This window comes from Cryobacterium sp. M91, assembly GCF_002929615.1.
Lineage (GTDB): Bacteria > Actinomycetota > Actinomycetes > Actinomycetales > Microbacteriaceae > Cryobacterium > Cryobacterium levicorallinum.
On sequence record NZ_PJJT01000085.1, the window covers coordinates 113,998 to 129,266 of the forward strand.

The window sequence follows — 15,269 nt, forward strand, 5'->3', positions numbered from 1 at the left end:
CAGTGGCACCGGCGCCCAAGACGAAAGAGCAGACTCTCAACTGGTTGCGCACCATCTCCGGTGAGTTGTCCACGCAGACGCTGAAACGACTCGAAGACACGCTCACCTGGTATGGCGATATGCCACCAGGGCGGCGGTCCGCTGTCGGCCTGGTCGCCCAGGCCGGAATTACGAGCTTCATTTCGTGGTTCGACGACCCGCGGTCAACCCCGTGGATCGCCGCAGACGTCTTCGGCGCCGCTCCGCGCGAGCTGCTGCGCTCGGTGAGCCTGCAGCAAACGCTGCAGCTCATTCGAGTGACCGTCGAGGTCGTCGAGGAACGCGTCAAGGACGGTGGAGAGTCTCTCCGGGAAGCGATCCTGCTCTACTCACGCGAGATTGCCTTCGGGGCAGCGGATGTCTACGCGCGCGCCGCCGAGGCGCGCGGGCTCTGGGACGCCCGCCTCGAGGCCCTCGTCGTTGATTCCATTCTCAGCGGGGAATACGACGATGAGCTGCCCAGTCGCATCGCGGCCCTCGGCTGGCACGGCCACGGCGAGGTCTGTGTGCTCGTCGGCACCACACCGCAGATGCTCGATGTCGACCAGTTGCGCCGCGCCGCGCGCCACATGGCGGCCGATGTGCTCATCGGTGTGCAGGGAAATCGGCTGGTGCTCGTGATCGGGCGTGCCCGCCCGGCTCCGGTCGACAGTGAGGACGTCGGCACAGCGGCAGCGCTGACCTTCATGGAGATCGCCATGGCGCTCGAGCCCATCTTCGGGCCGGGACATTTGGTGCTCGGGCACGAGGTGCCCAACCTGGTCGACGCGTCCAAGAGTGCCAAAGCGGCGCTGGCCGGTTTTGCCGTTGCTCGGTCGTGGCGGAATGCGCCGCGCCCGGTGCAAGCCGACGACCTGCTGCCCGAGCGCGCCCTTGCTGGCGATCCGCTCGCCCGAGCCACGCTCATCCACCGGATTTACCGGCCGTTGCAGGCGCATTCCACCGAGTTGCTCACCACGCTGTGGTGTTACCTCGACAATGGGCGCTCACTCGAGGCGACCGCCCGGGAACTTTTCGTGCACCCCAACACCGTGCGCTATCGCCTTAAGCGGGTCTCCGAAGTCATCGGCTACGACGCCACCGGAGCCCGCGAGGCGCTCATTCTGCAGTCCGCCCTGATTATCGGCTCGATCAGCGACCACGACGGTTCCACCCGCCGCCGCTGACCGCCACCCGAGCTCACCGGCCAATTGTGCTGCTGTAAACAAAGGTTTCATGAATACTTAGTGTGATCTGCACACTCATTCGCGCTGCCAGATTGGAAGACTAATTAAGTGATCGTTGTCGTCTGCCCGGGTCAGGGCTCCCAAACCCCCGGATTCCTCGAACCCTGGCTAGCTATGCCGGCCTTCAGTGCCGGCCTCCGCCAAATTTCCGAAGACGCTGGACTCGACCTCGTCGCCCACGGCACCCTCAGCGACGCCGACACGATCCGCGACACTGCGATCGCCCAGCCCCTAATCGTCGCCGCCGGCATCCTTACCCTCGAGGCCCTGCTCACGGATGGACGCCGCGACCGCATTGCCGGTATCGCCGGACACTCGGTCGGCGAACTCACCGCGGCTGCCGGCGCCGGCATCCTCAGCAACGCCGAGGCGGTGCACTTTGTCCGGGAACGCGGCCTGGCCATGCAGGCGGCTTCCTCGCTGGTACCCACGGGCATGAGCGCCGTCATCGGGGCCGACGAAACCGAGCTGCTGGCCCGGGTCGCCGAGCTCGGTCTGGAACCGGCCAACTTCAACGGCAGCGGCCAAATCGTCGTCGCCGGTGCCCTCGACGCCCTCGACGCCCTCGCCGAGACTCCCCCGCACCGCGCCAGGGTCATCCCGCTTCAGGTCGCCGGTGCATTCCACACTCGCTATATGCAACCGGCCGTCGAGCGGATGACCGTAGTCGCCGACTCGCTCAGCCCCGCCAATCCGACCCTCCCGATCTGGACCAACCGCGACGGCGACCGGGTGAGTGAGGGCATCCGTTTTGTGAAGCTACTCGTCGGTCAAGTGTCCTCGCCGGTACGGTGGGACAAGTGCATGGAGACTTTCGCTGCGGCGGGAGTCACCGGAATCATCGAGCTCGCACCCGCCGGCGCCCTCGTCGGTCTCGCCAAACGCGGCCTGAAAGGCGTCCCGAGTGTCGCCATCAAGACCCCGGACGACCTGCCCGCGGCCTGGGCCATGATCGACCAGCAGTCCTGAATGTTATGAGAGAGACAATGCCAAAGCCCACACTCCAGCAGTCCCACGGACCGCAGTACACCCGCATTCTGTCCGTCGGCGCCGCCCGCGGCGAACACCTCGTGCCCAACGACGACCTGGTCGAAGCGATCGATTCGTCTGACGAGTGGATTCAGCAGCGCACCGGCATCATCACGCGTGCTCGGGCCGGCCAGGACATCGATGCCGTCGATCTGGCAACGGATGCCGCCCGCGAGGCCATCGAGAGAAGCGGCATCGACCCAGCCCTCATCGACGCCGTGATCGTCGCGACCATCAGCAACAGCCGCCAGACCCCGTCGATCGCTGCCGTCGTCGCCGATCGGGTCGGCACCAACCCAGCCGCCGCTTACGACATCAACGCGGCCTGCGCCGGTTATGCCTACGCCGTCGCCCAGGCCGACGCGCTGATTCGCACCGGGGCCGCGCACTATGCACTCGTTATCGGTGCCGAGAAGCTCTCCGAACTCGTCGACCCGACCGACCGCAGCATTTCGTTCCTGCTCGGCGACGGTGCCGGCGCTATCGTGATCGGCCCGAGCGACTACCCGGGTATCTCCACCACGGTGTGGGGCTCCGACGGATCCAAAGCAGACGCGATTCACATGAATCACACCCTTCAGGAGTACCGTCGCGGCGAGGCCGACTGGCCAACCCTGCGTCAGCAAGGGCAAACCGTCTTTCGTTGGGCCGTCTGGGACATGGCCAAGGTGGCCAAGAAAGCCCTCGAAGTAGCCGGAATCGAGAGCGCCGACCTTGCCGCGTTCATTCCCCACCAAGCCAACATGCGCATCATCGACGAGTTCGCCAAGCAGCTCAAGCTGCCGGACTCCGTAGTCATCGCGCGTGATGTCGCTAACACGGGCAACACGTCATCCGCTTCGATTCCGCTCGCCACGCACCGTCTGCTCGAGGAACACCCCGAGCTCAGCGGCGGCCTCGCGCTGCAGATCGGCTTTGGTGCCGGACTCGTGTTCGGTGCGCAAGTCGTTGTGCTGCCCTAACCAACCCACCCCCTAAACTAGGTCTCGGTCAACCGAGACACCCCTCAAGGAGAAAAACATGGCACTGTCCACCGAAGAAGTTCTGACCGGCCTGGCCGAGCTCATCAACGACGAGACCGGAATTGCAACCGACACGGTTGAGCTCGGCAAGTCGTTCACCGATGATCTCGACATCGACTCCATCTCGATGATGACCATTGTCGTCAACGCAGAAGAGAAGTTCGACGTGAAGATCCCCGATGAAGAGGTCAAGAACCTCAAGACCGTCGGCGACGCCGTTGAGTTCATCGTGAAGGCACAGGACTAGGCCCGATCCTGAACCAGGTCGGCCGGAAATCGGCCGACCTGTTCATTGGGCTGGTGGCAGATCGCGCCGGCCCACACGTTTGTCGTTCCATGGAGAGTTGACTTATGACCAAGAAAATCGTTATCACCGGAATCGGTGCCACTACGCCGCTGGGCGGCACGGCGGTCGACACCTGGACGGCCCTTCTGGCCGGCGAATCGGGCGCTACCACCCTCGAACAAGCCTGGGTCGCCGAAACGGCGATCCCCGTAACTTTTGCCGCACAGGCCCGCGTGAAGACCGCGGACGTGCTGCAGCGCTTTGAGGTCAAACGCCTTGACCCGTCCAGCCAGTTCGCCCTCATCGCCGGGCGCGAAGCCTGGGCGGATGCCGGCGCCCCCGAGGTGGAGCCGGAACGCCTGGCCGTGGACTGGGCCACCGGAATCGGTGGAGTCTGGACCCTGCTCGACGCCTGGGACACCCTGCGCGAACGCGGCCCCCGTCGCGTGCTGCCGATGACCGTGCCGATGCTCATGCCGAACGGCCCGGGAGCGGCCATCGGAATGGACCTGCACGCCCGGGCCGGCATCACCACCGTGGTCTCCGCCTGTGCCTCCAGTACCGAGGCTTTGGTCAACGCCTACAACCGTCTGCAGGCTGGATTGGCCGACATCGTCATCGCCGGCGGCTCTGAGGCCGCGATCCACCCGCTGCCCATCGCATCCTTCGCGGCGATGCACGCCCTGTCGACGCGCAATGACGATCCGGCAACCGCGAGCCGCCCCTACGACGTCACCCGCGACGGATTCGTGCTCGGTGAGGGCGCTGCCGCACTCGTCATCGAAACCGAAGAGCACGCCAAGGCACGTGGCGCACACATCTACGCCGAACTGGTCGGTGGCGTAGTCAACAGCGATGCCTACCACGTGACGGCGCCGGACCCCGAGGGGACCGCAGCCGCCCGTGCGATGGTGTCGACCGTTCAGAACGCCGGCGCCTCGCTCGCCGACGTCTCGCACATCAACGCCCACGCCACCAGCACCCCGGTCGGTGACATTGCCGAATACAACGCCCTCAAGCGGGTCTTCGGAGATCTGCTCGACGGCATCCCGGTGTCGGCCACCAAGGCGTCGACCGGTCACCTGCTCGGTGGTGCCGGCGCCCTCGAGGCGTTCTTCACGGTCAAGGCCCTCGCTGAGCGCACCGCGCCGCCGACGATCAACCTCACGTCGCAGGATCCGGAAATTCCGCTCGACGTCGTCACGACGCCGCGCGCACTGCCGGCCGGAGAGCTGCTCGCCCTGAGCAATTCCTTCGGCTTCGGCGGTCACAACGCCGTCGTCGCGTTCCGCTCGGTCTAGTTTTGCGCGAATAGAGAATGACCTCGTCCAGCTGGACGGGGTCATTTCTGTCGGGCGGTTCAGGTGACTGCGTTATCTTGCCGCCGGGTAAAGTCACCGGTCGACAGGCCGCGCCACTACCGGCGAACCACACGTTGCGCGGCCTGGCGGTTCAACCCACCTGGTGCAGCCAGACCACCGCGTTCAGGTCGCTCGCCTGCCGGAATGGTTCCAACTCGTCGTCCCAGGATTGCCCGAGGGCGAGCCGCAACTCGCGGTGCAGGTCGATTGCATTGGCGCCGGCGTTGTCCATAGCAGAGCGGATGCGGTCCTCCGGCACGACAATGTTGCCCACGCTGTCCGTCTGGGCATGAAAAATGCCCAGACCCGGTGTGTGCAGCCAACGGCCGCCATCCGTTCCCCGCCCGGCATCTTCGGTCACTTCGAAGCGCAGGTGCTCCCAGCCTCTCAGGCTAGAAGCGAGAACAGCGCCGGTGCCTGGGGCGCCCTGCCAGTAATATTCAGCCCGCTGGGATCCGGGCAGCGCGGGCTGCTCAGACCATTCGAAGTTCACCGCCTCGCCGAGCGCACGCCCAGCGGCCCACTCGACGTGCGGACACAAGGCGCGCGGAGAAGAGTGCACAAAAAGCACCCCCCGCGCGATCGGCGCCCGACGGTTCTGTTTTGCGTCCATCGCGTTTCTCCGTTCTGTAGGTGCGTCTTCCCCAACGACCTCGGAACGACCGGACTCCCAACCTGAAGCTGTGAGCACGATGGTGGATGTGAAATTATGCGGCAGTCGCGTTCACCCCTATGGAGATCCCGTGAAGTCGATAGCGCCATTATGCCCCAGGGAGCTATGGATTGACAAGCGTGTGCGGGCATTACGACCTGATGATCGCGAGTGGCAGATCCGCCTTGGGCCGCGTGCCCGAACTCGGGCCGAACCTGTGCACGACACGAAATGTGAACCATGTCCTTCAAGAATGTTCGTACGACTCCTTTTGCCGTCTCCATCACTTCCGCAATTTCTTCACCGACGGCGCCGCCGTCACCATCCGCAAGGGCGCCTAAGCCGCAGGACTCACCTCCCAGCTAGCTCCCACTAAGAATTCCCTCGCAGGAAACCAGGCGGACCCCACGTGCACACAGCCCGCGCGGCCCACCCATTTGCGTGCCTCCCCCGCAGATCAGTTGCGTTGATCGACTTAGCCTCGTATGCGGGGCTTGGATCGAGCCTGTTGAGATTTCGACCGACGGCATGGGCGCGTCCCGCGGGCCTGGTCACGTCGGCGCGCTGGTGGTCTCGCCCTATTTGGCCTGGGCGTAGTTGTCGACGGTCGCAACCGTGAGCATGAAATCGACCGGAAAATCGCCGAAGAGAAGCCGACCGGCGGTTTCGGCGGCCGTGACGATGATCTTCGCCACGACCTCCGCCTGGGCTGCCAACGTGTGAACAATGACCTCGTCGTGCAGAAAGAACACCAGGTGCGGCTCGTAATCGAAGGGCGCGCGTGCCCGCCCCGGTGCCGCGGGACGCGCGGCCGACGCAGCCAGGCCGGGCCCAGCATCCGCTCGTCTGAGTGCGCTGGTCGCACCGGCACCGGAGGCCGGGAGGGCGGCAAGTTCTCGGCGAATCTCGGCCATCCAGCACAGCGCCCATTCCGCGGCGCTGCCCTGAACGATGAAGTTTCGGGTGAAGCGGCCCCAGTCCCTCGCCTGGCTGCGGGCCCGGCGCTCATCGGTCGCTGTGGCCGCCAGATCGTACGCCTGAGCTTGCACCTCATGCCAACCCTGCCCGGGTACCGGCGACGACCGCCCCAGCCGGGTGGTGACGACTTCGCCTCGCTCGCCGGCGCGGGCAGCCAACTCTGTCAGGGCGATCGCCCGAGGGTAGGCACGCGCCAGGCGCGGCAACAGCCGACCACTCTCCCCGGTCGTGGCGCCATACATAGCTCCGAGCATGGCGACCTTGGCATGATCGCGCGTCTCCACGACGCCGCTCGCAACGATTCCGGCATAGAGGTCGGTTCCACGCCCGGCCGTAGCCATTCGCTCGTCCTGGGCCAACGCGGCGAGAATGCGCGGCTCCAACTGGGCGGCATCGGCGACGACGAGTTTCCAGCCGTCATCGGCGACCACCGCGCCGCGAATCTGTCTGGGCAGCTGCAACGCTCCCCCGCCGCGCGTCGCCCAGCGGCCGGTCACCACGCCTCCCGGCACGTAGTCGGGGTGGAATCGACCGTTGACGACCCAGGACTCCATCCAGGTCCAGCCGTTGGCGCTGAGCAACCGGGAAAGCTTCTTGTACTGCAACAGGGGCTCAATCACCGGATGCTCGAGCTTCTTCAACTCCCAGCCCCTGGTCGAGGTCACGGCCAGTCCCGCGCGTTGCAGGGCCTTGAACAGTTCCTGCGGCGAGTCCGGGTTGAGGGCATCATCATCCAGTTCCAGCCGGATCCGCTGGGCGAGCAGTTCAAGACGGTCCGGTCGCACACCCGGCAGGGCGCGGGGTCCCAGCTCCCGCGTCAGCAGATGATTGTGCACGTCGGTGCGCCACGGAAGCCCAGCGAAGCGCATTTCGGCGGCCACGAGCGCGCCCGCCGATTCCGCAGCGAGCAGCAGGCGCAACCGGCCCGGTTCGGCAGCGGATGCCACGGCGTCGAGTTGACGGCGGAACTCACGCCCGGACGTCGATTCGGGGGCGCGAGAATCGGGGCCAGGTTCGGTGCCACCAGAGTCGCCGGTGCCGTCAGCGGCGTGGTCGGCGAGATCGTCACCGCCATGGTCATCGTCGACATCAAACTCGAACAGGGTCGCCCGGAGCTCGATCTGGTTGGCTGTCAGCGCGCTCGCTGCGTCCCAGCGATCCGGCGCGGCGAGGGCCAGTTCGCTCAACTGGGTCAGGGCGGAATTCTTGAGGATCACGTGGCACAGGCGCAGATCGTGGCAGCGCTCCACCCGGATTCCGGCACTGAGCAGCAGCGGATAGGTGTGGCCCGTGTCGTCCCAGACCCACCGCGGGCGGCCTTCAAGGGCCCAGGATTCCCTGGCGGCCACAAACGTTCGAAATTCGTCCAGACTCAGCCGGCGCGGCGGTTGCAGCGAAGCTCCGGCCTCATCGCGGGGTTCGACGACCACGTCGCCACCGCCCGCCTGCCGCACCACTACATACACCCTTCTATTCTGCCCGATTCAGCGTGGCTGACCTGTTCACGGCGCCGGGCAGAACGGCACCGTACCCATCGGCTTCGTGGTGCCGATGGGTACGGGGGTTGTGCGTGCCGTCTAGCCAGCGATCTTGTCGCCGCTGGGTGACACCACCCACCAGACGTCGCCGACAGCCTGACCGGTGGTGTCACCGGCCGCCGCATCGCCAGCCCAGTAGTAAAGCGGGAGACCGTTCAGGGTGACCTGCTTGGTGCCATCCGTTCGGGTGATCACGCCAACGGTACCGGTGACTCCGTCGACCGTCGGGGTGTCCGATTCCGCGACGACCGGCGGCCACTTAACGAGACAGTCACCCTCGCAGGTACTCTCACCGGAGTCGGCGACGTCCTTGTCGAACACGTACAGGGTCATTCCGGCGCTATCGACGACGATCGTGCCGAGGTCGCTGTCGGCCGTCGCGAGTGTCGCGTCGGCGGCCGGTTCGGCTACTTCGCTTGACGAGCTCGACTCGTCTGCCGGCGGCGTCGCGCCCTGCGAGCATCCGGTCAGTGCGAGGACGCTGATCGCCAGCGCCCCGACGACAGGCCCGACCTTGAGCCATATTTTGCTGTTCATGATTGCTTCCTTTTCTCGGTGCACTGCTTTGAAATGGTGCGTGATTGAGCGGTGCGTGATCACGTGGTGCGTAACGAGGAGCTACGTGAATTAGAACGAGATACCATGCCGATTGGTTCAGCCCGGCAGAGCATATCCACTGAATCGATATCAGGCTGCAATCTTGAAGTCTGCGCCGACATAGGAACGCGGGTGTGCCGATAACCTGACGGCCCTTTCCCGAAGTGCCACAAGTTGGTCCTGTTCGGCAGCGGTCAGATTGGTCACGGCAGAGGAGATCGGCCAGAAGTCGACCCCGTCGAGATGTGCGTCCGGCAGAAGCATTCGCTTGATGTGACAGCGGCGCTTTCAGCCATCGCAGGAACGTGCCGCGAATCGTTTCTGATGTTTCCACCAGAATAAACAGGGACAAGTTTTGCCAAATGTCGAGCATGAAAGCGGCGCGAGGTGAGTCGGGCCGTGCCGGTCGGCTGCGCGATCGCTGCACGGCGCGCGGCCTCCAGATCGTCGCCCGCCTTTTCTGCTTTTGCTGGGCAGCTTTTTTTCTTTGCTGCTGGTGATGCTCATGGTCTTCCTTTCGCCAGCAGATCCATGCCCCCAATTTAGGCGGGTGCAAGCGGATGTAGGCGCTGCATCCGGGCTGGTCAACTTCTTCGATCAAATACGGCGCCGGGCCTCGGCGTTCTCGTTGCCTGGCGCGCCGACCGGAGCAGATCGCCGATGCGTCAAAGAGAGGATTCTGATCGCGGAATACCTGAGCTCGCTCCCCGGTTTTGCACACGCTGAGAGAAGGTGGCTCACGGAGCCAGCTGGAATTCAACCCACAACGGAAAGTGGTCAGGGATCCGCCAGGAGACCTCGGTGCGTGTCAGGCTGCCGAGCAGGTGTGGCAGAAAGTTGAACGAACCCGCCCGCAGGGTGTAGGTCAGGGAGGTCAGCAGGGATTTTCCGTCTGGGTCCGAGAACCATGCGATCTGGTCATAGACGTGCCTCGAGGTGTCGTTGTCGAACACCGTTCGTGGGATGTCATTCAGCTCGGTCGGAGGCCACAGCCCGGTCGATACAAATGCTTCAAACAGCGGGTCACCAATGCGGTCGAGGTTGAAATCGCCCAGCACGAAAAGGTTTTGGTTCCATCGGTCGGTCCGATCCGCCCAGGCACGCATCCACTCCGCGAACGCCGTGATCTCCGGCAGCCGCGCAGTCGGGTCAGCACCCCAGATGACGTGCCCGGTGGTCAAGGTGAATTCCGCTGAGTCGCGCACAAAACTGGCGGCGTACGGCGTTCGGGCGAACTGTTCGGTCGGCCCCTCGACCTGTGCTGGCAGCACGATCTCACCCACCAGTCCCGAAGGCTGCACCCGAGTCGAGTCATACTGAAACGTCAACCGTTCTCCGTTTCCTAGGCCGCCCTCGGTGACGTCGGAGACAACCACTCTCCAGTCATCTCCGAGCAACTCGAGCAGAAATTGCAGGGCGGTTGTGTTGCGACGCACTTCTTGAACTGCCATCACATCAAAGCAGGCCACGACCGCAGCGATGCACGCGAGGGAGTACCAGTCCCGCTTGGGAGTATCCCCCGGTTCGGCGTGCCACTTGGCTGTCAGATCCCCCAATGCCCGAAGGTTCCAGGTCGCGATCAGTAGACCGGCGGGGTGCTTCGGCGGCACCACTGCGGCCAGCGCTGCTCTGAAAGCGATCAGGTTTTCCGCCACGTCGGGCGGCATTGTTGTCGTCATGATTTGTGGACCAAACTGCCCTGCCCAGACGGATGGGCCGTACGGCACTCAGTAATGGAAATCTGAAAAGATCATATCTCCGCACACTCACGTACGTAAGGTGGCGGCCGCCGCCGCCGAGAACGGTACTTTATCGAACTGGTGGCAACCGCATCTGCGCACCACGCGCCGGCATTGCGCAGCCAGTTCAGGACGCACCCCGGAGCCGTGTCGGCGGCCTCGAGAGCGAACGCGAGGACCGGTCCATCCATACAGCTCGGAGCCGGCAGGACGCGCATGGGCATGCTCGGCGCTGGACGGTGGCAACGTGTTATCCGAGCGCGAGTGCACGATCAGCGTCGGGCACGTGACGCGATTCAGCGATGCCGGAGTGAACAGACGGAAGTCGTTCTCCACGCCCCGCCGACGTCGCTTCGCACCGAGCGACGCGCGAAGCGTCGCCTCCAGCTGCGCTGTGCGGCCGGGGATCGCCGCGAGCAGCGCAGCGCGATCAGACGCGACCGCCTTGGTCTGGCTGCCCAATACGAGGAACAGTGCAGTGAGCGTCGGACTGGTCGCGTGGGTCAGCACCCAGATCGGCGCAATGGTGAGGGTGTCCCGGGCTGCGAGGCGCGCTGCCCTCTGCGAATTCGGGCTTCTCCTGTGCTTTGAAAAGCTTGGACCGTTTGCCTCGTAGGCGGCCCTTGGCTTTGGCGACGGCCATCCCTTCCCGGGTTTGTGCGCGGATCAGGTCGGCTTCGAGTTCCGCGACCATGGCCAGGACGTTAAAGAGGAGCCGGCCGACGGTATCGGTGGGGTCGTGAATGGAGCCTCCGATGCTGAGCTTGACTTCGCGGCGGGTGAGTTCGTCGACAACGTCCTTTGCGTCGCGCAGGGTACGGGCCAGTCGGTCCTGTTTGGTCACGACCAGGGTGTCACCGTCCCGGCAGGCGGCTAGTGCTTCCCTGAGTCCGGGTCGTGCCCGGTTGGCGCCGGTCAGGCCTTGGACGGTGAACGTCTTCTCTGGCGTCACGCCATGAGCGGCCCGGGCGTTTCGCTGGGCGGTGAGGTCCTGGTCGTTGGTGGATACGCGCGCGTAGCCTATTAGCATGCCGGACCTGCTTCTAGCAGGTACCATTTACCCCTCTTGACCGAGCATTTTCTCGGGCGGGGCTTACGGGAATCGGGCGTACGCGGAACCATGCGCGTGGGTGTCATTTGCCGTACTTGGCTGCACAAATTTCAGCACTCGTTTGCACTGGTCATTCTGCCGGCATCGACCGTCGCTGCCATCCCGGATGGGGAACGTCTTGCGGGACGCTTAGCCGGGAATGCCCTGGCGTCCCGGTGCGGCTCAGGGGCGCGTACGCGTATTTCCGATGGAGGTAAGGACTCCATCAACGGATGCACCGGCAGTGCATACGAGGAACGTGATCGCGTTGGTCCAGCCAGCAGGGCCGGCCATCACAAAACCTTGACCGCCTGCACGCTGCCCGTTACAGGCCCGCCGCAACGGCCACTAGGCCAACAAGTCGTGAGCCTGCTCGGGGTCTCCGCCCTTGGACCCGCGCCTGCATCAGGCGTCGGCGCCCTGCAGGCTCCACGTCCGTGACACGCGACACACAACGGCGCAGAACCGAGGTCTACCTCAGGTCTGCGCCGCATGGCGTGATTTAGATGTCGGTGGCGATCTCGAACTGCGAGACCTGCGGGGCGCTGACGAGGAGTGAGCCGAGCTCGGTCGCACCCGCGCCGGCGCGCCAGGCACGGTAGGCCGAGTCGGCTTCGGCGGAGGCCCATCGCTCCAGCAGGATCAGGTGGGAGGAATCTTCGGCATCGACCAGGACGTCGACACCGAGGCAGCCGTCAAATGCCCGGGTGCCGGTGAGGATATCTCTCAGCATGGCCGGTGCATTGGCGACAGCGTCTGCTTTCAGACGAAGGTCGAGTAAAACGGTGAGTGCCATGGATGCTCCGATCAGGTAGGGTTGGTGCAGCGTCTAGAAGCTGAGGATCTGGTAGCCCTGAACGACCAGGTTGCGTGTGCTCGCTTCGCCCTTGTAGTCGGTGAGTAATGGCCATCCGCCGGTCTCGATCGGGTCGGAGACTCCGTGGGAGTTGACGCAGAAACCGCAGGCACCCAGGATGTTGTCCTGAAGCGCGACGGCGAGCGGGTTCATCTTGTGCTTGGGGTCGGAGATGGCGGCGAGAGACTCAACGCCGGAGCCGTCAAAGACCACCACGACCTCATCGCCGGCCTCCTTGAATTCGAGGGCGGTCTTAAGGCCGCGGTAAACGCGTGAGGTGTCGGAGCCGATGGGCTCGTAGATGACAACGGCGATCTTGAGTTCAGACATAAACATATACCTCCTAGGTAGACCGATCTGGCCACTTCTAACTATACCGATCTGTCTGGTATTGTCCAATCATGGGATCCACGACTACCGCTGCGACACGCAGCGCCCGGGAACGCCTGCTGGCATCCGCGGCTCAGCTGTTTCAGGAACGCGGCATCAACGCGACCGGAATCGACCTCGTCGTTCGCAACGCAGGAGTAGCAAAGGCCAGCCTGTACAACAACTTCGCGAGCAAGGAAGCGCTCGTCGTGGCCTATCTGGAACAAGAGTTGGACGGCTGGGTTCAGCACTCGCGCTCCCTGGACGACCCGTTCGGCGCGCGCCCGGAGCGCGTGGCTGCCATGTTCGAAGCGCTAGCGGTCTCAGTCGAATCCCACACCTTTCACGGCTGCCCGTTCACCAACGCGGTGATCGAGCTGCCCGAGTGCGTCAGCGTGCGCCGGGTAGCCGAACACTACCGTGAAGTCGTTCGCGCCCACCTCGCTTCCATCGCCGGCGAGGACCCAACCTCCACCTTGGTGTCTCGCCTCTTTCTGCTCTACGACGCGGCCATCACGGCCGCTAAAGTGGGTCGCGACGCTGGACTCGTGCGCCAGGCCAGCACCATGGCACAAGAACTCGTCTAAAACTCAGCTTCCAGGGAAGCGATCAATGAAGACATCAGCTGCGTTGCGGGCATTCGAGCTCAACACCCGACCGGTGCACCCGCCCTCCCGGGTGGCGCCCGACCAACGCTGGGAGGAAGCGACCTCAGAACGCCACCAAGTAGCGCCAAAGACCACATACACGCATTGATGAGCGTGGAAGCTCCATGGACGGTCGTCTGCGGAGACCTGGGTCAGAGCATGGAGCCAAGGTCGGAACCGACGGACGGATATGTCGCGGTCGCCGATTTTAGTTGTCGGGTGGTTAGGCCCAGCTTGATTGCGAGGCCGAAGATGTTGATCACTTCCGAGTAGCCGGGGCCGAGCAAATGTGCGCCGAGAATCTGATCGGTTGCTGTATCAATGATGACCTTCGTCGCCGCGACGGTCTCACCGACTCGGTAATTGGCGTACCAACTGCTGGTGTCGTTGTAGCGCACAGCGATATCACGGCCATCACGCACAGCTTCGTGCTCGAGCATGCCGACGCGGTTCAGTTCCGGGATCGTGAACACTGTGGTGGGGACGCCGGCATAGTCCGGCACGGTCATCGTGCCCTTGAGCATGTTGGATGCTGCCACCTTGCCCTCAAAAACGGCGACGGGCGTGAGGCGTTCTCCGGGAGTGTCGGCGGCGTCGCCGGCGGCGAAGACCGACGGATTACTGCGGCTTTGCAGGTGTCCGAACACATCGATCCCCTTCGGGCCCCAGGCAATGTTTGCCGCCGCCAGATTCAGGCCGTCGATGTTGGGCACCCGGCCTGCGCCGTGCACCACCAGATCTGTCTCGACGACGGTCGTGACGCCGTGCTGCTCGACGCTCACTTGAAGCCCCGTAGCGGTGCGCGCCACTGCACTAACTGAGGTGCTGCGATTCACGCGGATGCCGGCTTGCTCACTGCGCTGCACGAGCAGATCGACAAGATCGGGGTCGAACGCGCGTAACGGCCGCGCCCCGTGATCGATGACCACGCAGTCCACACCAGCGCGGGCTGCGATGTGGGCGAACTCGAAGGAGACAAACCCGCCACCGACGAATACGATTCGGCCAGGCAGCTCCTCGAGGTTGAGAAAGTCGGTGCTATCGATGAGGTGCTCGTGTCCGGGGAAGTCGAGGGGGCGCGGTCGGGCACCGGTCGCTATGAGAAACCGCTTCGCCTGGTGCTGCACGCCGTTGATTTCGAGGTGATGGGGCCCGGTGAAGTGCGCGGCACCGTGAAAAGTGCTCACACCGTTGCGCAGAAGTTCGTCTTCCATGCTCTGCGGCACACCGTCGGTGAAGCCGCGCTTGTGACGCATCAGCGCCGCCCAGTCCAGTGTGAGCTCATTCTCGCTGATGCCTTTGCCCTGCATCAGATGGGCGGCATCGATCACTTCCGCTCCCCGACGGAGAATCTTTTTCGGGTCACACCCGCGCAGCGCACACGTGCCCCCGTACGGCAGGGCATCAACGATCCCCACGCGCCATCCCTGTGCAGCGCACCTATTGGCTGCTGTGGTGCCGGCCATTCCGGCGCCGATCACAAACAGGTCGTATTCCTCAAACGTGTCGCTCATGCTGTGGTGATCGCATCGCGCAGTTGCTCCAGAGTCGGGGCGCCGGCCAATCCTGTCGGGGTCGTGTAGATGCGGCAGGCCATTCCCACCGGCGCTGCCGGGTCAGGAAAAAGGTCTGTTCCCCCCACCAGAATGCTCGGGGATCCCCGAAAATTGATTGCCTCTGCGTCTTCCAGATTCTCGACCAACCGCCGGGTCACGACGGTGCCGGGGCGTTCGACTGCGATCACCGCTAGCCGCTCAGCGGCAATTTTCCAGTTCGGGCACCCATCGAAGTACTGCAACGCAATATCCATGCCCTTACCGTAGACGTTGCACCATGGTGC

General features: G+C 64.3%; 15 protein-coding genes. 6 read left to right on the forward strand and 9 right to left on the reverse strand.

The features are described from left to right. Positions 1-2 precede the first annotated feature (2 nt). The 5 genes from CXY80_RS10770 (at position 3) to CXY80_RS10790 (ending at position 4,903) form a co-directional block, all read left to right on the forward strand. The gene (locus tag CXY80_RS10770) at positions 3-1,205 is read left to right on the forward strand and encodes a CdaR family transcriptional regulator (protein ID WP_092448659.1); all 1,203 of its coding nucleotides are present in this window, start codon (positions 3-5) and stop codon (positions 1,203-1,205) included. 108 nt (positions 1,206-1,313) lie between these two features. Continuing rightward, a complete protein-coding gene (locus CXY80_RS10775) occupies positions 1,314-2,234 on the forward strand; it encodes an ACP S-malonyltransferase (protein ID WP_092448660.1) in 921 nt (306 codons plus the stop codon). Between the two features lie 17 nt (positions 2,235-2,251). Further along, positions 2,252-3,256 carry a beta-ketoacyl-ACP synthase III gene (locus tag CXY80_RS10780; protein ID WP_104132517.1) on the forward strand — a complete coding sequence of 335 codons (1,005 nt, stop codon included), beginning with the start codon at positions 2,252-2,254 and terminating at the stop codon, positions 3,254-3,256. Between the two features lie 58 nt (positions 3,257-3,314). After that, entirely contained in the window at positions 3,315-3,563 is a 249-nt protein-coding gene (locus CXY80_RS10785; RefSeq protein ID WP_092108059.1) for an acyl carrier protein, read from the forward strand. A 104-nt stretch (positions 3,564-3,667) separates the two neighbouring features. Beyond that, positions 3,668-4,903, forward strand: coding sequence for a beta-ketoacyl synthase (locus tag CXY80_RS10790; RefSeq protein WP_104132518.1), 1,236 nt, complete (start codon positions 3,668-3,670; stop codon positions 4,901-4,903). Between the two features lie 151 nt (positions 4,904-5,054). Here CXY80_RS10790 and CXY80_RS10795 read toward each other — a convergent pair whose 3' ends face one another. From CXY80_RS10795 to CXY80_RS10830, 7 genes are all read right to left on the reverse strand, one after another. After that, positions 5,055-5,576 (reverse strand): DUF3145 domain-containing protein, encoded by a 522-nt coding sequence (locus CXY80_RS10795; protein ID WP_092448663.1) that lies wholly within the window; start codon positions 5,574-5,576, stop codon positions 5,055-5,057. 617 nt (positions 5,577-6,193) lie between these two features. Further along, entirely contained in the window at positions 6,194-8,059 is a 1,866-nt protein-coding gene (locus CXY80_RS10805) for a bifunctional 3'-5' exonuclease/DNA polymerase (protein WP_104132520.1), read from the reverse strand. A gap of 111 nt (positions 8,060-8,170) precedes the next feature. Continuing rightward, positions 8,171-8,668 carry a hypothetical protein gene (locus tag CXY80_RS10810; RefSeq protein WP_104132521.1) on the reverse strand — a complete coding sequence of 166 codons (498 nt, stop codon included), beginning with the start codon at positions 8,666-8,668 and terminating at the stop codon, positions 8,171-8,173. Positions 8,669-9,465: 797 nt separating this feature from the next. Continuing rightward, positions 9,466-10,407: an endonuclease/exonuclease/phosphatase family protein gene (locus CXY80_RS10815; protein WP_104132522.1), complete on the reverse strand. Its 942-nt coding sequence runs from the start codon at positions 10,405-10,407 to the stop codon at positions 9,466-9,468. A 490-nt stretch (positions 10,408-10,897) separates the two neighbouring features. Further along, a complete protein-coding gene (locus CXY80_RS10820; protein ID WP_233195261.1) occupies positions 10,898-11,497 on the reverse strand; it encodes a recombinase family protein in 600 nt (199 codons plus the stop codon). Positions 11,498-12,059: 562 nt separating this feature from the next. Next, entirely contained in the window at positions 12,060-12,353 is a 294-nt protein-coding gene (locus tag CXY80_RS10825; RefSeq protein ID WP_104132524.1) for a putative quinol monooxygenase, read from the reverse strand. A 33-nt stretch (positions 12,354-12,386) separates the two neighbouring features. Beyond that, on the reverse strand, positions 12,387-12,743 hold the full coding sequence (locus CXY80_RS10830; RefSeq protein WP_092448666.1) for a DsrE family protein: 357 nt from the start codon (positions 12,741-12,743) through the stop codon (positions 12,387-12,389). Positions 12,744-12,814: 71 nt separating this feature from the next. On the opposite strand from CXY80_RS10830, the gene CXY80_RS20530 reads away from it, so the two are divergent. After that, complete coding sequence (locus CXY80_RS20530; protein WP_104132525.1) at positions 12,815-13,369, forward strand: TetR/AcrR family transcriptional regulator; 555 nt, start codon at positions 12,815-12,817, stop codon at positions 13,367-13,369. Between the two features lie 212 nt (positions 13,370-13,581). Here CXY80_RS20530 and CXY80_RS10840 read toward each other — a convergent pair whose 3' ends face one another. Continuing rightward, positions 13,582-14,943, reverse strand: a complete 1,362-nt coding sequence (locus CXY80_RS10840; RefSeq protein ID WP_104132526.1) for an NAD(P)/FAD-dependent oxidoreductase — start codon at positions 14,941-14,943, stop codon at positions 13,582-13,584. After that, positions 14,940-15,239 (reverse strand): thioredoxin family protein, encoded by a 300-nt coding sequence (locus tag CXY80_RS10845; protein WP_092448669.1) that lies wholly within the window; start codon positions 15,237-15,239, stop codon positions 14,940-14,942. The genes CXY80_RS10840 and CXY80_RS10845 overlap by 4 nt, the downstream gene beginning before the upstream one ends. Between the last annotated feature and the right edge of the window lie 30 nt (positions 15,240-15,269).